The 18,951-nt window shown below is 61.6% G+C and carries 17 protein-coding genes and 1 pseudogene; 10 read left to right on the forward strand and 8 right to left on the reverse strand.

Going from position 1 to position 18,951, the window contains the following annotated elements; all coding sequences use genetic code 11:
- From ACIQY3_RS29490 to ACIQY3_RS29505, 4 genes and pseudogenes are all read right to left on the reverse strand, one after another.
- A pseudogene (locus tag ACIQY3_RS29490) lies at positions 1–92 on the reverse strand (beta-hydroxydecanoyl-ACP dehydratase); the annotation flags it as partial.
- Between the two features lie 248 nt (positions 93–340).
- Positions 341–2,245, reverse strand: coding sequence for an ATP-binding protein (locus ACIQY3_RS29495; protein WP_403026931.1), 1,905 nt, complete (start codon positions 2,243–2,245; stop codon positions 341–343).
- On the reverse strand, positions 2,242–3,171 hold the full coding sequence (locus ACIQY3_RS29500; protein WP_403026934.1) for an ABC transporter substrate-binding protein: 930 nt from the start codon (positions 3,169–3,171) through the stop codon (positions 2,242–2,244). The genes ACIQY3_RS29495 and ACIQY3_RS29500 overlap by 4 nt, the downstream gene beginning before the upstream one ends.
- The gene (locus tag ACIQY3_RS29505) at positions 3,172–5,295 is read right to left on the reverse strand and encodes a TonB-dependent receptor plug domain-containing protein (RefSeq protein WP_403026936.1); all 2,124 of its coding nucleotides are present in this window, start codon (positions 5,293–5,295) and stop codon (positions 3,172–3,174) included.
- Between the two features lie 196 nt (positions 5,296–5,491).
- Here ACIQY3_RS29505 and ACIQY3_RS29510 point away from each other — a divergent pair, with 196 nt between their 5' ends.
- From ACIQY3_RS29510 to ACIQY3_RS29550, 9 genes are all read left to right on the forward strand, one after another.
- The gene (locus ACIQY3_RS29510) at positions 5,492–6,517 is read left to right on the forward strand and encodes an NAD(P)H-dependent glycerol-3-phosphate dehydrogenase (RefSeq protein WP_403026939.1); all 1,026 of its coding nucleotides are present in this window, start codon (positions 5,492–5,494) and stop codon (positions 6,515–6,517) included.
- 31 nt (positions 6,518–6,548) lie between these two features.
- Entirely contained in the window at positions 6,549–6,896 is a 348-nt protein-coding gene (locus ACIQY3_RS29515) for a DUF4389 domain-containing protein (RefSeq protein ID WP_403026942.1), read from the forward strand.
- Positions 6,893–7,345: a phosphohistidine phosphatase SixA gene (sixA, locus tag ACIQY3_RS29520; RefSeq protein WP_403026945.1), complete on the forward strand. Its 453-nt coding sequence runs from the start codon at positions 6,893–6,895 to the stop codon at positions 7,343–7,345. The genes ACIQY3_RS29515 and sixA overlap by 4 nt, the downstream gene beginning before the upstream one ends.
- A 210-nt stretch (positions 7,346–7,555) precedes the next feature.
- Positions 7,556–9,223, forward strand: a complete 1,668-nt coding sequence (locus ACIQY3_RS29525; RefSeq protein ID WP_403026950.1) for an AMP-binding protein — start codon at positions 7,556–7,558, stop codon at positions 9,221–9,223.
- 32 nt (positions 9,224–9,255) lie between these two features.
- Entirely contained in the window at positions 9,256–9,699 is a 444-nt protein-coding gene (locus ACIQY3_RS29530; RefSeq protein ID WP_403026953.1) for a hotdog fold thioesterase, read from the forward strand.
- 262 nt (positions 9,700–9,961) lie between these two features.
- Positions 9,962–10,768, forward strand: coding sequence for an alpha/beta fold hydrolase (locus ACIQY3_RS29535; protein ID WP_403026956.1), 807 nt, complete (start codon positions 9,962–9,964; stop codon positions 10,766–10,768).
- Positions 10,765–11,619: an alpha/beta hydrolase gene (locus tag ACIQY3_RS29540; protein ID WP_403026959.1), complete on the forward strand. Its 855-nt coding sequence runs from the start codon at positions 10,765–10,767 to the stop codon at positions 11,617–11,619. Before ACIQY3_RS29535 ends, ACIQY3_RS29540 begins: the two co-directional genes overlap by 4 nt.
- Positions 11,620–11,734: 115 nt before the next feature.
- Complete coding sequence (locus ACIQY3_RS29545; RefSeq protein ID WP_403026962.1) at positions 11,735–12,553, forward strand: DUF4892 domain-containing protein; 819 nt, start codon at positions 11,735–11,737, stop codon at positions 12,551–12,553.
- Positions 12,554–12,622: 69 nt separating this feature from the next.
- The gene (locus tag ACIQY3_RS29550; protein WP_403026965.1) at positions 12,623–13,675 is read left to right on the forward strand and encodes an AI-2E family transporter; all 1,053 of its coding nucleotides are present in this window, start codon (positions 12,623–12,625) and stop codon (positions 13,673–13,675) included.
- Positions 13,676–13,858: 183 nt separating this feature from the next.
- Here the strand turns inward: ACIQY3_RS29550 and xopAW are convergent, their stop codons facing one another.
- The 3 genes from xopAW to ACIQY3_RS29565 form a co-directional block, all read right to left on the reverse strand.
- Positions 13,859–14,710 (reverse strand): XopAW family type III secretion system calcium-binding effector, encoded by an 852-nt coding sequence (gene xopAW, locus ACIQY3_RS29555; protein WP_403026972.1) that lies wholly within the window; start codon positions 14,708–14,710, stop codon positions 13,859–13,861.
- 254 nt (positions 14,711–14,964) lie between these two features.
- Positions 14,965–16,014, reverse strand: coding sequence for a sensor histidine kinase (locus ACIQY3_RS29560; protein WP_403026975.1), 1,050 nt, complete (start codon positions 16,012–16,014; stop codon positions 14,965–14,967).
- A complete protein-coding gene (locus tag ACIQY3_RS29565; protein WP_054054921.1) occupies positions 16,014–16,772 on the reverse strand; it encodes a response regulator in 759 nt (252 codons plus the stop codon). Before ACIQY3_RS29565 ends, ACIQY3_RS29560 begins: the two co-directional genes overlap by 1 nt.
- A 293-nt stretch (positions 16,773–17,065) precedes the next feature.
- On the opposite strand from ACIQY3_RS29565, the gene pyrF reads away from it, so the two are divergent.
- A complete protein-coding gene (gene pyrF / locus ACIQY3_RS29570) occupies positions 17,066–17,764 on the forward strand; it encodes an orotidine-5'-phosphate decarboxylase (RefSeq protein WP_185066885.1) in 699 nt (232 codons plus the stop codon).
- Positions 17,765–17,905: 141 nt separating this feature from the next.
- On the opposite strand, the gene ACIQY3_RS29575 is transcribed toward pyrF, so the two are convergent.
- On the reverse strand, positions 17,906–18,910 hold the full coding sequence (locus ACIQY3_RS29575) for an NADP-dependent oxidoreductase (protein ID WP_403026979.1): 1,005 nt from the start codon (positions 18,908–18,910) through the stop codon (positions 17,906–17,908).
- Positions 18,911–18,951 lie beyond the last annotated feature (41 nt).

Genomic DNA, 18,951 nt, shown 5'->3' on the forward strand with positions numbered 1-18,951 from the left:
GGGGCGGGCAGTTGCGCGTTACCTGGGCCGAACAGCTCACCGCGACTGCAGCGCAGCAGGTCTTCCCGAGTAAAGGCGTTTTGTTTGGTCATGCGAGCTCCTCAATAGTCCCGTGCGGCAGGGTGGGGCAAATCTTCCCGGCCGATCGAAGCGTTCATGCCTCGAGTCGACAGCCTACTCATAGACTATTGCGTTGTGGTGAAAGTCACAGCACCAAGGACATGAATGTACACTTGTGCACTGAAATTATTATTCAAGCCCCTTTTCGGGCCTGTTCGGGTGCCTAAGACTGCCGCACTTTCGCCTTTCACGCCAGTCGCAGATAGCCGAAAGGACAGCACTACTGCACCCATCGCTGCAGAATTTGCTGCAGATCAGTGCGTTTGAACGGCTTGGCCAGGTAATCGTTCATGCCCGCCGTGAGACAAGCTTCGCGGTCCCCCTGCAAGGCGTTGGCCGTCAGGGCGATGATCGGCAGGTCCAGGCAGCCGGGCAGTTGGCGAATCTGTCGGGTGGCTTCATAGCCGTCGATGACCGGCAATCGGCAGTCCATCAGAATCGCCTCGAAAATCAGACTCTCGGCACTGCGTACCGCCTGCGCGCCATCGGTGGCGACGCTCACAGTAAAGCCCAGACTGCGCAACATTGCTTCGATCACCGTCTGGTTGACCGGATTATCCTCCACCAGCAACACATTGCGTCCTTCGCCATGGCCCTTGCCCGTCGGCACCCGTGGCGGCGCGAGTTCCGGCAGCGCCTGCTTATAGAGGGCCAAGGGGATTTCCAGGGTGAACACCGAGCCGCGACCCTCTTCGCTCTGGGCGCGCAACGTACCGCCCATGCGCTCGGCCAGGGTGCGGGCAATCGGCAAGCCCAGCCCGGTGCCGCCGTAACGTCTTGAAATGGAACTGTCGGCCTGCTGGAACGCGTTGAACATCAATTCCAGGCTTTCGGACGAAATTCCGATGCCGCTGTCGCGCACGGTGCAGGTGAACCACAACAATTCGTGATCCAGGGATTGCCACTGCGGCTCGATGGACACGCGGCCCTGTTCGGTGAATTTCAGCGCGTTGCCGATCAGGTTGACCAGAATCTGCCGGATCCGCGTCGGATCGCCCTGAACCTGCAAGGCGCGCATGTCGTTGGGGACCAACAGCTCAAGGTCGAGCTTGCGTTGCGCCGCGCTGTGCTGGAAGGACTGGGCGCAACTGCCGATCAGGTCCGCGAGGTTGAACGGAATATGCTCCAGCTCCAGTTCCGAACGCTCGATGCGCGAGAAGTCGAGAATGTCGTTGATCACCTTGAGCAGGTGTTCGGTGGACTCCGAGGCCAGCGCCGCGTATTCGACCTGCTCCTCGGTCATGTCGGTGGTTTCGAGCAATTGCAGCATGCCCAGCACACCATTCATGGGCGTGCGCAGTTCGTGGCTCATCATCGCCAGGAAATCGGATTTGGCGTTGTTGGCCTTTTCCGCTTCCTCGCGGGTCTGGATCAACTGCGACATGGCTTGATGCTGTTCGCGGCTGGCCTGTTCGAGACCTTCGGCCAGGTTATTGATGTGTTGCGACAGAGCGCCCAGTTCGGTGTCATCGACGATCGGCAGCGGCGTGGTGTAGTCGCCTTTCTGGATCGCCTTGACCGCGTTGCCGATGTCGCGGATCGGTTGCGACAGACTGCCTGCCAGGCGTCGGGCCAGCAGGAAGGTAAACAGCAGGGCGAACAACGCGAGGATCCCGGCCTTGAACAGGATCTCCTGCTGGCGCTGGCTGAAGGCGTCGTTGGACAGGCCGACGATCACCCGCCCCAGATAATCTTCGCTCGGCGCACTGATCGACGTGCGGGTGTTCTGGAAAAAGTCATTGTTCAGCGCAATCCGTTGCAGCCGCACCGGCGCCTGGAACACCTCGACTTGCTGCGAGCGGTTGTGGGATTCCGACGGTTGCTCGACGTACACCAGAATCCGGTTGGCGTTGTCCTGCACTTCCAGGAACCGCACGTTCGGCGTGGCCAGCGTGGCCTTGAGCAAACTTTCCAGCACGTCGTTGTTGCCGGAAATCACCCCGTACTCGGTGGCCGGCGCCAGTTGGTTGGCGATCAGTTGACCGGTGTGGTTGAGTTCCTGGCGCAGGTCCTGGATTCGCACGAACGTGAAGAAACTGATCAACAGCAACGTCAGCAACAGGGCAGGGCCGAGGCTGATAATTTGAGTGCGAGTGTTGATGTCCCAACGGCGTCGGAAGGTCATGGGCGGCTTTCTCCTTCGGCCAACGTTGTTGCGACAGATGCTTCATTCATCTGTTCAATACCTAATGAACGAGCCACTTGTGGATTGCTTAAGACTTTGAAGTGCCTGGGGTAGAGCGTGCGTGGCCAACTGGCCGGTGGCCGGTCGAGCAAATCGTCGAGAATCGCCAGCCAGTCGCTCTGGTCGCTGTAGGTGCTGGCCAGGCTGCCGGCCTTGACGAAAGCGGCGTTGGGGCCGATCAGCGCCATCTGCCGGGCATAGCTGCTGAGCAGCAGGTTTTTCGCGGTTTTCGGGTTGTACAGGTCGGGGTCGTCGAGGCCCAGGAGCACGTCGCTGTTTTTCAGCAATGTCTGTAGCGGGCGGCTGTCATTGGTGTTGTCCCAGGGTTCGGTGACGATCTCAAGGCCCAGGGGCAGGGCGGCCAGGCGCAGTTCTTTCAAGAGAAACTCGCTGTGCCGGTCATACAGCACGCCAACGCGACGAACCTGGGGCAGGATCAACCGGGTCAGGCGCAATTGCCGCTCCAGTGGCGGATCGCTCCACAACAGGCTCAAGTGGTTTGGCAGCTCATTGTTCAGGCGTTGCCGCGCTTGCAGGCGGCTGATGCGCAACACCAGCGTCGCCGGCCCCTGGTTGTCTTGCAGACGCCAGTCGAGGCTCGGCAGGTCGAGCAGGATCAGGCGCGTGCCGGTGGGCAATTTTCCCGGCGCCGGCAGGCTGGCCAGGGGCTGGAAACGCACGCTGTCGGTGGGACGCAACTCGCTCAAGGCCTGGGTGAAGGATTGCACGCCAGGGCTGTCTTCGGCGCCGGTCAACAGAATCTCCACGGCGCTGGCCGGCAGACTGCACAGCAGTGCGCTGACGACCAGGCACAACCCGGCCAGCAATCGGCCAAGGGTTGGCGTCTTCCGTGACTGAGGCTGCATCTAAAACGCCAGCTCCGCGCTGAAGTAGAGCACCCGGCGCTCGTCGTAATTATTGTCGACGAAGGTGGTGGGCTGATTGTCGAGGCGTTGTTGCAGCACGCCGGCCAGTTCCAGGTTGGCCTTGCCCAGGTTGATACGCTTGGCGATGCGCGTGTCGATCCGTTCGAAGCGGTAGCCGTTCAGCGCGTCGTCCCCATAGTAGAAGAGCGCGCTGTTCCAGCCCTGGCCCCAGTCGCGCAACCAACCCGCAGAGCCGCTGTTGCGCGCGGTCTGCTGTTGGTCCAGCGGATTGCTGGCCTTGGCATCGACGTAGGCATAGGTCAGGCGCAGCCGATCGGCGCTGCTGACGTGCCAGTCCAGTTGGGTTTCAGCCCCGGTGAACCGCGAGTCGTTGGCGTTGCTGGCGATGTACTGGTTGTTGCGCAACGGCTCACTGATCATGCCGGTGATTTCGTCGTAGAACAGCTTCACATCCACCGCCAGGCCCAGCTCGGCGAAGACGCCGTTGTAGCCCAGTTCCCGGGAGCGCATGCGCTCCTTGTCGAGGTCGCCGGGGCCACGGGTCTTCACGAAGTAACGGGCGCTGGTCTGGCCATAGGCGCTGGGCCGCAGGTTGGTCACCTGGTAGCTCCAGTTCACGTTGTTCTCGAACATGTCCGGGGAGCGAATGGCTTCGGAATACACCGCGCGCAAGCCATGGCGCGGGTTGATCAGGTAATTGACCGCCACCCGCGGGGTCAATGAGCTGCCGGTCAATTGCGTGTCTTCGAACATGGCGCCGCCCTGGAGCAACCAGTGTTCGCTGGCGCGCCACTCGAGTTGGCCGAACGTGCGCCACGTGGTGTCGTCGAGCGTGCCATTGAAGTAGGTCTCGGAATCTGCCCGGTCGTAACGATAGTTCATGCCGCTGACCAGTCGCAGACTATCGGACAGGCTCAAGGTGTCCTGCAATTCGAGGTCGTAGCGCGATTCCCGGGCACTCTGGTCGATGTCGCCGCACAGGGTTCGGCGGGCGCCGTTTTTCCATTGCTCCAGCACTTGATTGCCCAACGCCTGTTCCGCCGCAGTGCCCGCCGGTGCGCCGGGGCCGGTATAGCGATCCATGTTGCGTGCCAGGCGTTCGGCGTAGTTCGGGTTGAGTTGCCACAGGTCCGTCAACTGCGGGCTGAACGATACCTCAGCGTCACAGGCGCGCCAGGTCTGCTGGCGATCCCAGTGCTGTGCCGAGCCCTGGATATACAGGCTGTGATCGGGATTGATGTCGAGGTTCCAGCGCAGGGAACCAGCGTAATCCTTGGCGACAACGTCGGAATTGTTCCCGGCGGCGGTAATCCCGGAGAACACCGGGCGGTAGGTGTAGGGCCGCTGGTTGGTGCCGTCCTTGGCATTCAATTGCCAGTCGATGCTTTGGCTCTCATTGAGCGTCTGGCTGACGGCGAGGTTGAAACGGTTCAAGCGTCGACTGTCGCGATAATCGGCGCCAGTGCGATCCGAATCGAAGCCATCGTCTTGCTGTCCGGACAACGACAAACGCAGATCGCCGCCGTCCCAACCGGTGCCCTGGCTGGCGTAGAAATCATCGATGCCGCGCTGGCCCCGGGTCACTTTCAACCGCGTGCCGTGGCTGTCCGCCGGGTTGCGCGTGATGATGTTGACCACCGCCATCAGCGCGTTGGCGCCATAGCTGACGGTGTTCGGGCCGCGAAAGACTTCGATGCGCTCGATGTCTTCCATGGCCACCGGAATATCGCTCCAGTCCACCGTGGCCAGGCCGGCGCGGTACACCGAACGGCCATCGATCAGCACCTGCATGCGCCGGGCTTCGCTGGCGTTGGTGCCGTGGTAATTCACCGCCGCCTGGTTGCCATTGATGTTGCCGACCATCATCCCCGGCACCAGCCGCAGCAACTCGCTGATGTCCCGGGCGCCGCTGGCGTTGATCAGCTCGCTGTCGAGCACCGTCATGCTCCCCGGCACGGCGGCCGGCGACTGTTTCAGCCGCGTGGCCGTCAGCACCTGGGGCAGCGGCTCGTTGTCGAGGAACAGATCATCAGCCAGCAAGGCCGGGCTGAACATCAGCGCCAGGACCAGCGACGAACGAGGTGAGGAAGGGCCAAAAGACACGACACAGCCTTGATAGCGATTAAGTGGCGCGCATGTTAACCGAGCTCAGTGACTTTTCCAGTCACGTTACGGGCATTTTCCTAGGATTTGTTGGTCTTCTTCCTACAAGTGTCGGTAATTGATGCGGGGGCTGGCCGCCACTGGGCCGCTCCGTATAATGCCGGCATCGCCACTGGTATGGATTAACGGATTGCATATGACTGAACAGCGCCCAATTGCGGTCCTGGGAGGCGGAAGTTTTGGTACCGCCGTGGCAAATCTTCTGGCCGAGAACGGGCTTCAAGTCCGGCAGTGGATGCGTGACCCCGAACAGGCCGAGGCCATCCGGGTCAATCGCGAGAACCCGCGTTACCTCAAAGGCATCAAGATTTTGCCGGGCGTGGAAGCCGTCACTGACCTGCAAGCAACGCTGGAGGCCTGCGACCTGTGCTTCGTCGCGCTGCCGTCCAGCGCGTTGCGCTCGGTACTGGCCCCGCACGCCGAACGCTTGAGCGGCAAACTGCTGGTGAGCCTGACAAAAGGCATCGAAGCCCACACCTTCAAGTTGATGAGCGAGATTCTCGAAGAGATCGCGCCGCAAGCCCGTATCGGCGTGTTGTCCGGGCCGAACCTGGCCCGCGAAATCGCCGAGCACGCACTGACCGCCACGGTGGTCGCCAGCGAAGACGAAGAACTGTGCGCGCGGGTCCAGGAAGCGCTGCACGGTCGTACCTTTCGCGTGTACGCCAGCGCCGACCGTTACGGCGTGGAGCTGGGCGGGGCGCTGAAAAACGTCTACGCGATCATCGCCGGCATGGCGGTGGCGCTGGGCATGGGTGAAAACACCAAGAGCATGCTGATCACCCGGGCGTTGGCGGAAATGACCCGTTTTGCGGTGAATCAGGGCGCCAACCCGATGACCTTCCTTGGTCTGGCGGGCGTGGGTGATTTGATCGTCACCTGCTCGTCGCCGAAAAGCCGTAATTACCAGGTCGGGTTTGCCCTCGGCCAGGGTTTGAGTCTGGAAGAAGCGGTGACGCGCCTGGGTGAAGTGGCCGAAGGCGTGAACACGCTGAAAGTGCTCAAGGCCAAATCCCAGGAAGCGGGGGTGTACATGCCGCTGGTCGCCGGACTGCATGCGATTCTGTTTGAAGGGCGCACGCTTGAGCAGGTGATCGAACTGTTAATGCGCGCCGAACCGAAGACCGATGTCGACTTTATCTCCACCAGTGGTTTCAACTGATTACTTAATCCAGGGGCAGGGAGTACGGGATATGAACGATCCGAAAGTGGAAGCCAAGTACGAGTCCATCCTGCTGCGGGTGTTGTGGATGATCGTCTTCTTGCTGGTCTGGCAAGTGGCGCAATTCATCCTCGGCGCGGTGGTGCTGGTGCAGTTGATCTATCGTTTGATCTATGGCGCCCCGAGCGCCAGCCTGATGAACTTCGGCGACAGCCTGAGCCAGTTCCTGGCGCAGATCGGTCGTTTCGGCACGTTTCACAGCGACCAGAAGCCCTGGCCGTTCGCCGACTGGCCGACGCCGCGTACACCGGAAGGTGAAGCGCCGCACGTGGTGGCGCCTGCTCCCCATCCGGTTCGAGATGAGGAACCGAAACTATGAAACTCTGGGTATTGCGTCATGGTGAAGCCGAGCCACACGGCACGCGTCCGGACTCCGAGCGGGCACTGACCGCCCACGGGCGTGAAGAAGTACTGCGCACTGCCGCCGAGTTGATCGGCCGGCCGATTACGGCCATCTATGCCAGTCCGTACCTGCGCGCGCAGGAGACCGCGGAAATTGTGCGCACGGCGCTGGGGTTCGCCCCCGAGATCCGCACCGTCGAGTGGCTGACCCCGGACAATCGCCCGCAAGCGGTGGCCGAGCAGTTGGTGTCGGTCGATCACGCGTTGCTGGTCAGCCATAACCCGCTGGTGGGCAACCTGCTGGGTTACCTGCAGCACGGGCATGTGCAGGACCCGGAAGCGGTGAAAACCGCGGGCCTGGCCGAGCTCGAAGGCGAGTGGCCGCTGGCGGGGGCGATGAAGCTCAAGGGCATCAAGCACCCATAGCCCCTGAAGGAACCGGATCAATGTGGGAGCGGGCTTGCTCGCGAAAGCGGTGTGTCAGACAACATTGATGTCGACTGACACGCCCTCTTCGCGAGCAAGCCCGCTCCCACAGGGGACCGCATCGAACCATTTTTTTGTGTGAAATAGTTAACCAAGCACTTGCTTGGTTGACTACGCTTGCTCCAGACCAAAAACACAGGAGCAAGCCGCATGTCTGCTGCCTTTCGTTTGCCGCTGGACGTGTTCTACGAGCGTGAAGCCCGCCATCCCCGCCAACGGTTTCTGGTCCAGCCGCTGGGCGGTGGCCAGGTCGAAACCCTGACCTGGGAGGACGTCGGCCATCAGGCCCGCTGCGCCGCGCACTGGTTGCGCGCCCGGGAACTGCCCCAGGGCAGCCACATTGCCCTGATCTCGAAAAACTGCGCCCACTGGATCATCGCCGACCTGGCAATCTGGATGGCTGGCCACGTGTCGGTGCCGCTGTACCCCAACCTCACCGCTGAATCCGTCGCCCAAGTGCTCGAACATTCCGAAGCCGCACTGGCGTTCATCGGCAAGCTCGATGACTGGCCCGGCATGTCCCGAGGGGTCAGCCCCGACCTGCCGACCATCAGCCTGCCCCTGCATCCGCCGGGCACCTTCACTTTCAGCTGGGATGATTTGCTCAAGAGCTCGCCGATCCAGGATGACCCGAAACCTGCCGCCGAGCAGTTGGCGACCATCATCTACACCTCCGGCACCACCGGGCTGCCCAAAGGCGTGATGCACAGCTTCGGCAACCTCGGCTTCGCCACTACCCGTGGCACGCAGTTGTTCGGTCTTGATGAGTCGGATCGCCTGCTGTCCTACCTGCCGCTGTGTCACGTCGCCGAGCGGATGTTCGTCGAACTCGCGTCGATCTATACCGGACAAACCGTGTTCTTTGCCGAGAGCCTCGACACCTTCCTCACTGATTTGCAACGCGCCCGGCCGACCGCGATGTTCGGCGTGCCGCGTATCTGGACCAAATTCCAGATGGGCGTGTACAGCAAGATCCCGGCAAAACGCCTCGACTTCCTGCTCGGTCTGCCGATCATCGGCAAGCGGGTCGGGCACAAAGTCCTTGCCGGGCTGGGGCTGGATGCGTTGCGCATTGCCTTGTCCGGCGCCGCCCCGGTGCCGCAGACCTTGTTGCAGTGGTATCGCAAACTGGGGCTGGACGTGCTGGAGGTGTATGGCATGACTGAAAGCTGTGGCTACTCGCACATCGGCCGCCCGGGAGATGACAAACCCGGCTGGATCGGCAAGCCCTGCCCGGAGGTCGAGGTGCGGATCGCCGAGACGGGCGAAGTCATGGTGCGCAGCGGTGCAACCATGCTCGGCTATTTCAAGGAACCGGAGAAAACCGCCGACACCCTCACCGAGGACGGCTTCCTGCGCACCGGCGACAAGGGCGAACAAGACGCCGAAGGCAACCTGCGCCTGACCGGGCGCCTGAAGGAAATCTTCAAGACCAGCAAAGGCAAATATGTGGCCCCGGCACCGATCGAGAATCGCCTGGCGGTGCATTCGCGAATCGAGCAAGTGTGCGTGGTCGGCGATGGCTTGAGCGCGCCTTTGGGGCTTTGTGTGTTGTCGGCGGTAGGTTTGCAGGACGCGGCGAGTTCGGCGCGCAATGCCTTGCATTCCAGCCTGGAAAAGCTCCTGGAAGAGGTCAACGCCGCCCTCGACAAACATGAACGCTTGCGCCGGTTGGTGGTGGTCAAGGACAGCTGGGCGGTGGAAAACGGCTTCCTCACACCAACCCTGAAGATCAAGCGCAATGTGATCGAAGCGGCATACGGCGCCCGTTTTGAAGAATGGAGCGAGCGCAACGAAGCGGTGCTGTGGCAGGATTGAGCGACGAACAACATCAATAAAGGAAGTCAGCGATGAGTCTGTGGCGTACCGCTCCGAACATTGAACAATTGAATGCCATCCAGAAAAACACCATCGGCGAAGTGCTGGATATCCGCTTCGAAAGCTTCGACGACGAGTCCCTGACCGCGAGCATGGTCATCGACCATCGCACGCACCAGCCATATGGCCTGCTGCACGGCGGCGCCTCGGTGGTGCTGGCAGAATCGGTCGGCTCCATGGCCAGTTATTTGTGCATCGACGCCAGCAAGTTTTATTGCGTGGGACTGGAAATTAACGCCAACCACCTGCGCGGTTTGCGCAGCGGGCGGGTGACGGCGGTGGCCAAGGCGATTCATATCGGCCGCACGACCCATGTCTGGGATATCCGCTTGACCAGCGATGAAGGCAAGGCCAGTTGCGTGTCGCGGTTGACCATGGCGGTGGTGCCGTTAGGGGAGAATCCGCCCTCCCGTTGATACGCGGCCCTGTGTAGCAGCTGGCGCAGCCTGCGTTCGGCTGCGCAGCAGTCGTAAAACCTGAGTACGCGGTACATCAGATATGCCGAGTAATTTTACTTGGCGGCTGCTTCGCAGCCGAACGCAGGCTTCGCCAGCTGCTACAGGGATATGCGTCATAGCGCTGGCCGGACTGTCACCCTTCCTGTCAGTTACAGTCATTGCTGTCGTCCACCGTCTTACGGACAATCAACGCACGTTTCTCGCCCATGGATTGACCGGTATGTCGCAGCAGATCTTTTTCGCCCACGCCAATGGCTTTCCTTCGGGGACCTACGGCAAGTTGTTCGCGGCGTTGGCGCCTGAATATCAGGTGACGCATCTGGAGCAGCATGCCCATGACCCGCGTTTCCCGGCCGATGACAACTGGCGCAACCTGGTGGACGAGCTGATCCATCACCTCAAGCGCCAATCGGAACCGGTCTGGGGCGTCGGCCATTCTTTCGGCGGCGTGTTGCACCTGCACGCGGCCCTGCGTTGCCCCGAGTTATATCGCGGTGTGGTGATGCTCGATTCGCCGGTGCTGACCCGTGCCGATCAATGGGTCATCCTCGCCGCCAAGCGTTTCGGTTTCATCGATCGCCTGACACCGGCCGGTCGCACTCTGGGCCGGCGCGAAGAGTTTGCCGACCTGGAGAGTGCCCGCCGCTATTTCGCCGACAAAACCCTGTTTCGCGGTTTCGACCCGGAATGCTTCGACGCCTACCTGCAACACGGTTTGCACAAGGTCGGCGACAAACTGCGCCTGCGCTTCGACCCGGCCACGGAAATCAGCATTTACCGTGGCGTACCCCACACCAGCCCCGGTCGTGCACGGCAATTGAAAGTACCGTTGGCGGTGGTGCGCGGTAACAACAGCCGCGTGGTCATGCGTCATCACGCCAGCTCCGTCGGGCGCATGCCGTTGGGCGAATCCCTGACCATGCCCGGCGGCCACATGTCTCCCCTCGAACGTCCCCAGGACACCGCCACGCTGCTGAAAAACCTGTTCAGCCGCTGGGAAGGTCGCCGCCAGCAGGATTGCGCATGAGCAGCGTCGTCGAAGAAGTCCGCCTGAGCCTGCCGCACATCGAGTTGGCGGCGCATCTGTTTGGCCCGGAGGATGGCTTGCCGGTAATCGCCTTGCACGGCTGGCTGGACAACGCCAACAGCTTTGCCCGCTTGGCGCCAAAACTCAAAGGCTTGCGCATCATCGCCCTGGACATGGCCGGTCATGGCCACTCCGGGCACCGGCCAATTGGCGCCGGCTACGCGATGTGGGATTACGCCCACGACGTGCTGCAAGTCGCCGAACAGCTTGGACTGAAGAAGTTTGCGCTGCTGGGCCACTCCATGGGCGCGATTGCTTCGTTGATCATCGCCGGATCGATGCCGGAGCGGGTCACGCATCTGGCCTTGATCGATGGCGTCATTCCTCCTACAGACAAAGGCGAAAATGCGGCCGAGCGCATGGGCATGGCCCTGCAAGCGCAACTGGACCTGCGGGAGAAACGCAAACCGGTGTACAACACGCTGGACCGGGCCATCGAAGCGCGGATGAAAGGCCTGGTGGCGGTCAGTCGCGAAGCCGCCGAACTGTTGGCGCAACGGGGCCTGATGCCGGTGCCGGGCGGTTACACCTGGCGCACGGACAGCCGCCTGACGCTGCCATCGCCGCTGCGTCTTACGCAAGAACAAGCCATGGCTTTCGTCCAGCGCATCACTTGTCCTACGCTGCTGGTGGTGGCGGCTGACGGCATGCTCGCCAAACATCCCGAATTGCTGGAGCGTCTACCCTTTAGCCGTGAACAGCTGCCAGGTGGCCATCATTTGCACCTGAATGACGAGACCGGTGCCGACCTTGTCGCAGACTGTTTCAATCGGTTCTTCGCCGTTCCTTGACTTGCGCCGGGCAACTGTCGAGGCTGGGCGGGTTGAAATCGGAGACAACCATGAAAGATCTCTACACCGCTGCGACCCCGAATGGCCTCAAGGTCGCCCAGGCCATGCTGATCCGATGAGCCTGCCTAAGCGTTCACTCAGCCTGTTGGCGTTGTGTTGTTTCAGCCCTTTGTTGTTTGCTGCCGATATTCCGGGCAGCCAGGACCTGCCGATCGTGCCACGCCTGGCCGATGCGCAGATTGTCGACTATCGCCCACCGGTGGAGCTTGAGCGGATCTATCCGCTGGGCTCGATCCGCAAGATCAGCGGCCAGTTGCGCTTCGACGGTCAAGTCAGCGCCCGTGGCCAAACCACCTCGGTGACCTACGAGCTGCCGCCGGAACATTCCTCCACCGAAGCGTTTACCGCCGCCCGCGAAGCCTTGCAGAAGCAGGGCGCCGAATTGCTGTTCTGGTGCCAGGCCCGTGATTGCGGCGAAAGCAGCCTGTGGGCCAACGAAGTCTTCGGCAACTCCAAGCTTTATGGCGCCGATGAGCAACAAGCGTATTTGCTGCTGCGACTGGCGGCGCCCAACGACAATTCGCTGGTGGCGCTCTACAGCATCACCCGCGGTAATCGCAAAGCCTACCTGCACGTTGAACAGTTTGACTCGGCAGCGCCGCTGGGGGATTTGTTGCCGACCTCGGCCACCCTGCTGCGCCAGCTCAAAAGCACCGGTGAGCTCGACTTCCCTAAACTCAGTGCCGATCCCGACGACACTTGGCTGCGTTTGATTTCCCGTGGCCTGAACCTGGATACCACGCTGCGGGTCAGTGTTTCCGGGGCCAAGGCCGAAGCCTGGCGCCAAGCGCTGATCGCCCTGGGCGTACGCGCGGCGCGCATGGAAACCGGCAGCGTCGAGGGCTCTGGCCTGCACATCGAACTGTTGCGATAAGTTGCATCCGGCGAACGCGTCCCGCGCGTTCGCCTACTCTTTGGCTGACTGACTTTTTTCGAGATTTGCATGATCAATAACGATCGGCTGTTGGTGCAGATTCTGCTCCTGGTGCTGTTTGGTGCGAGCTTCTGGGTGATGGCGCCGTTCTGGTCGACATTGTTCTGGGGCGCGGTGCTGGCGTTTGCCAGTTGGCCGCTGATGCGCTTGCTGACCCGTTGGCTCAATGGCCGGGAATCCCTGGCGGCGGCCTTGCTGACCCTGGGCTGGATGTTGCTGGTGGCGGTGCCGTTGGTGTGGCTGGGGTTCAACCTGGCGGACCACGTGCGCGACGCCACGGTGTTCATCAAGGATGTGCAGGTCGATGGCCTGCCGGAAGCGCCGGTCTGGCTGGGCAGCATTCCCTTGGTTGGCGAGCGGCTGGTGGGCATCTGGAACAGCATCGACGAGCAGGGCGCGGCGCTGATGCTGGCGGTCAAACCTTATCTGGGGCAGGTCGGCAACTGGTTGCTGGCGCGCAGTGCGCAGATTGGCGGCGGCATTCTCGAACTGACCCTGAGCATTGTCTTTGTGTTCTTTTTCTACCGCGACGGGCCGCGCCTGGCAGCGTTTGTCCATAGCTTGCTGTCACGCCTGATCGGTGACCGCGCCGGGTATTACATCGAACTGGTCGCCGGCACTGTGCAACGGGTGGTCAACGGGGTAATTGGCACCGCGGCGGCCCAGGCGATCCTGGCGTTGATCGGCTTCCTGATCGCCGGGGTTCCCGGAGCGTTGGTGCTGGGGATCGTGACGTTCCTGTTGAGCCTGATCCCGATGGGGCCGCCGCTGATCTGGATTCCGGCCACGGCCTGGTTGGCCTGGAAGGGCGAGTACGGGATGGCGGTGTTCCTCGGCATCTGGGGCACGTTCATCATCAGCGGCGTGGACAACGTGCTGAAGCCGTACCTGATCAGTCGAGGCGGGAATCTGCCGTTGGTGATCGTGCTGCTGGGGGTTTTTGGCGGGTTGATTGCTTTCGGGTTTATCGGGCTGTTCATCGGGCCGACGTTGTTGGCGGTGGCGTATAGCCTGCTGACCGACTGGAGCAAGAGCCAGGCGCGAGTCGAAGATCGCCGCTGATTGGCTTTTGTAGGAGCTGCCGAAGGCTGCGATCTTTTGATCTAAAAAAGCCCACTGACCCGTAAAGGTCAGTGGGCTTTTTGTTGGGGTGTAGGGCCTCTTCGCGGGCAAGCCCACTCCCACACTGGTTTTGTGTCGATCACGAATCCTGTGGGAGCGGGCTTGCTCGCGAAGCTTTTTGCCTCAGCTCGTAACGTTCAGGTATTTCCCCACGCTCGCCACGTTATCCAGCGAATACTGCTTGCTCAAATTGGCGATCATTTTCTGCAGCGCTTCGCTCACATTCGACTGATCGGTAGAGCTGTCGCTGTTTTTCTCGCGACCCGCCTGCAACGCTGCTTTGAGTTCATCGCTGCTGACGCCACCGCTGCTGTCGCTGTCGAGGATCTTCAGCAACGCGGCGCTGGTGTCGGTGGAGGTCGAAGAACTGCTGGTGCTTGCCTGCAACGCGCTGCTCAGTTCCGTGGCGCTGACGCTGCCGTCGCTATCCGTATCGAGTTGGCTGAACAACTGGTCGCTGGAGGCCTGCTGCGGCGGCGGTGGGCTCATCGCAGCGTCGAGTTCGTCCTTGCTGACGGTGCCGTCCTGATTTTTGTCCAGGGCCGAGAAGATTTCCTTGCTGTCGGCCGTGCTGCCAGCGGCGGTCAGGCCATTGCTCAACTCATCGCTGCTGAGATTACCGTCGCTATCGGCGTCCAGCACGCCAAGGAGTGCGTCGGCCAGATCAGTATTCGGTGCCTGATCTTGCGGAGGAGAGGGTGGCGCCATCGCGGCCATTTCTTCACTGCTCAGGCTGCCGCTGTCGTCGCTGTCCAGGTCGGTGAAGTTTTTGCTCAGGTCGGCTAACAGACGATTATCGGGTTTCTCGGTCTGGGCGGTTTTCAACTCGTCCTGACTCACCGAGCCGTCGCCATTGGTGTCGAGCTTGGTTAACAGTTGTTTCTGGAACTCCGCGCGGCGGGCGGCGTTGGCCGTCGTGCTGCTGGTGCTCGTGCTGGTATAGCTCGTGTAGTTACTGCTGACGCTACCGATCATTGGGCTCACTCCTTTGGACGGAAAACCGGTGAGTGCACCGGTTTATGCAGCCTCAAGGGGCAAGTTGTCGTGGGTATGTGGCGTTTGTACCGGTGGGTACACAGAGTCAGCTGGCCAGCCCGAGATCCCCTGTGGGAGCGAGCCTGCTCGCGAAGGTAATCTGACAGTCGACATAGATGTTGAATGTTAAATCGCTTTCGCGAGCAGGCTCGCTCCCACAGGGGGATCTATGTTTCACAGGGGACTTGTGTGGCTCAGGTGCGGGGCAGGTTGATGACCGCCGTCAACCCGCCACCCGGCGTCTCTTCCAGGCTCAACTGCCCACCCAAGCGTTCCGCCGCTTCCCGGGCAATCGTCATACCGAGGCCGACGCCGCCGGAGTTGCGATTGCGCGAACCCTCCAGGCGAAAGAACGGTTCGAACACCGCTTCCCGTTTGTCTGGCGCGATCCCCGGCCCGTGATCTATCACTCGGATCACCAGATGTTCACGGCTGTCTTCGAGGGTAATCAGCGCTTGCCCGGCATACCGCAGGGCATTGTCCATCAAGTTATTGATGCACGAGCGCAAGGCCATCGGCTGGACTTGCAACGGCGCGCAATGACCGCTGGCCTGGACGTCCGCGCCTTGGTCCTGGGCGTTTTCGCTCAGGGACTCCACCAGCGCCTGCACGTCCATCCATTGCCGGGCCTCGCTGGTGCGTTGCTCGTGCAGGTAGGTGAGGGTGGCGTCGAGCATGCCGATCATGTCGTCCAGATCCTGACGCATCTGGCCTTGCAGCTTGTCGTCGTCGATCTGTTCCAAGCGCAGCTTGAGCCGCGACAGCGGCGTGCGCAGGTCGTGGGACACCGCGCCGAGCATCCGCGAACGCTGCTGCACTTGCTCGATGATCCGGCGCTGCATCTTGTTGAAGGTGTGGGCTGCTTGCCGCGCTTCCCGGGGGCCGGACTCGTCCAGCGGCGGGCTGTCGAGGTTTTCGCTCAAGCGCTCGGCGGCATCGCTCAGGCGCTGGATCGGTCGGCTCAGCAACTTGGCGCCGTACCAGGCGGCAATGATCAACGAAACCAGTTGAAAAGTCAGCGGCACCAACGGCCCGCCGAACCACGGCCGGGGCGGGCGTTTTTCGAAACGCGGGTCCATCGGTGGGCGCCGCCCGTCGAAGTTCTCGGAAAATCCCGGCGGTGGCGGAGGGGGAGGCGGGCCGTAATGGCGAAACCAGAGAAACGCCAGCAGGTGCGCCAGGATAATCGCGATCAACAGCACGCCAAACAGGCGCCCGAACAGCGTATCGAAGCGCGCACGCATCAGCCGATGTCTCTCGCGTCGAACAGATAACCCTCACCGCGAACGGTCTTGATCAACTGTGGGTTCTTCGGGTCATCCCCGAGTTTCTGGCGCAGGCGCGACACCAGCAAGTCGATGCTGCGATCAAAGGCTTCGATCGAACGACCCCGGGCGGCATCGAGCAATTGTTCGCGGCTGAGCACCCGGCGCGGACGTTCGATGAATACCCAGAGCAGGCGGAATTCGGCGTTGGACAGCGGCACCACCAGCCCATCGGCGGCGATCAACTGGCGCAGCACGCTATTGAGACGCCAATTGTCGAAGCGAATATTCGCACGCTGTTCGGTGCGATCGTCGCGCACCCGCCGCAGAATCGTCTGAATCCGCGCCACCAGTTCCCGTGGCTCGAACGGCTTGGCCATGTAGTCGTCGGCCCCCAGTTCCAGGCCGATGATCCGGTCGGTGGGTTCGCAGCGCGCGGTGAGCATCAGGATCGGGATGTCCGATTCCGCACGTAGCCAGCGGCACAGGGACAAACCGTCTTCGCCGGGCAGCATCAGGTCGAGCACCACCACGTCGAAATGTTCCGCTTGCAGCGCCAGGCGCATGGCTGCGCCATCGGTGACGCCGCTGGCGTGGATATTGAACCGGGCCAGGTAGTCGATCATCAATTCGCGGATCGGGACGTCATCGTCGACGATCAGGGCACGAATGCTCCAGCGTTTGTCGTCGCCGGGCGCTTTTTGATCGTCGTTCACAGGTGCAGGGGTGTTGTGCATGCGTGGGTTCATCTGCCAGGTAGGCTGCCAACCACAAAGATGGGCTGCGAGGTTGTGGCTTCAGCATAGGCGTCCAGCCCTAAGGCGGGAAGTGCTGTAAGGACGTGTTGCGGCTGCCGAGGGTAGCGATGCCCTTTGTTGTGGGCGTGTCCTGTGTGTATCGGGCTCGACACAATTGGCGCGCCCGCTAGGCTTACCAGAGTCTGCGGGACGATTTACCGATCATCGGGTCCCGCAGCGGCGCTGGTTCCGCTACAATGCGCGCCGATTTCGTCCTGCCTGAGAGCCCGCACATGTCCGTCTGCCAGACTCCTATCATCGTCGCCCTGGATTTCCCCACCCGTGACGCCGCACTGAAGCTGGCCGACCAGTTGGACCCGAAACTGTGCCGGGTCAAAGTCGGCAAGGAACTGTTCACCAGTTGCGCCGCGGAAATCGTCGGCACCCTGCGTGACAAGGGTTTCGAAGTGTTCCTGGACCTCAAGTTCCACGACATCCCGAACACCACCGCCATGGCGGTCAAAGCGGCGGCGGAAATGGGCGTGTGGATGGTCAACGTGCACTGCTCCGGCGGTCTGCGCATGATGGCAGCGTGCCGTGAAGTGCTCGACCAGCGTACCGGCCCCAAGCCGCTGCTGATCGGCGTGACCGTGCTGACCAGCATGGAACGTGAAGACCTGGCGGGCATCGGCCTGGACATCGAGCCTCAGGAGCAAGTACTGCGCCTAGCCGCGCTGGCGGAAAAAGCCGGGATGGACGGTCTGGTGTGCTCGGCCCTGGAAGCCCAGGCCCTGAAAACGGCTCACCCGTCGTTGCAACTGGTGACCCCGGGGATTCGTCCGGCGGGCAGCGCCCAGGACGACCAACGCCGCATCCTGACCCCGCGCCAGGCCCTGGATGCCGGTTCCGACTATCTGGTGATCGGCCGTCCGATCAGCCAGGCGGCGGATCCGGCGAAGGCATTGGCCGATGTCGTAGCCGAAATCGCTTAACCAGACACACCGAAGATCCAAAATGTGGGAGCGGGCTTGCTCGCGAAGAGGGAGTGTCAGTCGACATCATCATTGACTGATATACCGCTTTCGCGAGCAAGCCCGCTCCCACATTGGTTTGTGGTGTATTGAAGTGTTGCGTTAAACCTTCAACACCAACTTCCCGAAATTCTCCCCGCTGAACAACTTCATCAGCGTCTCCGGGAACGTCTGCAGTCCTTCGACAATATCTTCGCGGCTCTGCAACTGCCCCTTGGCCATCCAGCCGGCCATTTCCTGCCCGGCGGCGGCGAATTGCGCGGCGTAGTCCATCACCACAAAACCTTCCATTCGTGCGCGGTTGACCAGCAGCGACAGGTAGTTGGCCGGGCCCTTGACCGCTTCCTTGTTGTTGTACTGGCTGATGGCGCCGCAAATCACTACCCGTGCTTTGAGGGCAAGGCGACTCAGTACCGCGTCGAGGATGTCACCACCGACATTATCGAAATACACGTCCACGCCTTTCGGGCATTCGCGCTTGAGCCCGGCGACGACGTCTTCGTTTTTGTAGTCGATGACGCCGTCAAAACCCAATTCGTCGATGAGGAATTTGCACTTGTCCGCACCGCCGGCGATGCCGATCACGCGGCAGCCTTTGATCTTGGCGATCTGCCCGGCAATGCTGCCCACCGCACCGGCCGCGCCCGACAGCACCACGGTGTCGCCGGCCTTCGGTGCGCCGACGTCGAGCAGGGCGAAGTAAGCAGTCATGCCGGTCATGCCCAGTGCGGACAAGTAGCGCGGCAGTGGCGCCAGTTTCGGATCGACTTTGTAGAAACCCCGTGGCTCGCCAAGGAAATAATCCTGCACGCCCAGGGCGCCGTTGACGTAGTCCCCGACCGCAAAGCCCGGATTGTTCGATGCCACGACTTTGCCTACGCCCAATGCGCGCATGACCTCGCCGATACCGACCGGCGGGATGTAGGACTTGCCCTCGTTCATCCAGCCACGCATGGCCGGGTCCAGGGACAAGTATTCGTTCTTGACCAGGATCTGACCCGCCCCCGGCTCGCCGACCGGCACTTCTTGATAGGTGAACGTTTCGCGGGTCGCCGCGCCGACCGGGCGTTTGGCGAGCAGGAATTGGCGATTGGTCTGGGTAGTCATGGCAGGCACTCAAGATGAACGAAGCCTTGTTGATAGACCTT

Source organism: Pseudomonas sp. NPDC096950 (assembly GCF_044762525.1).
Lineage (GTDB): Bacteria > Pseudomonadota > Gammaproteobacteria > Pseudomonadales > Pseudomonadaceae > Aquipseudomonas.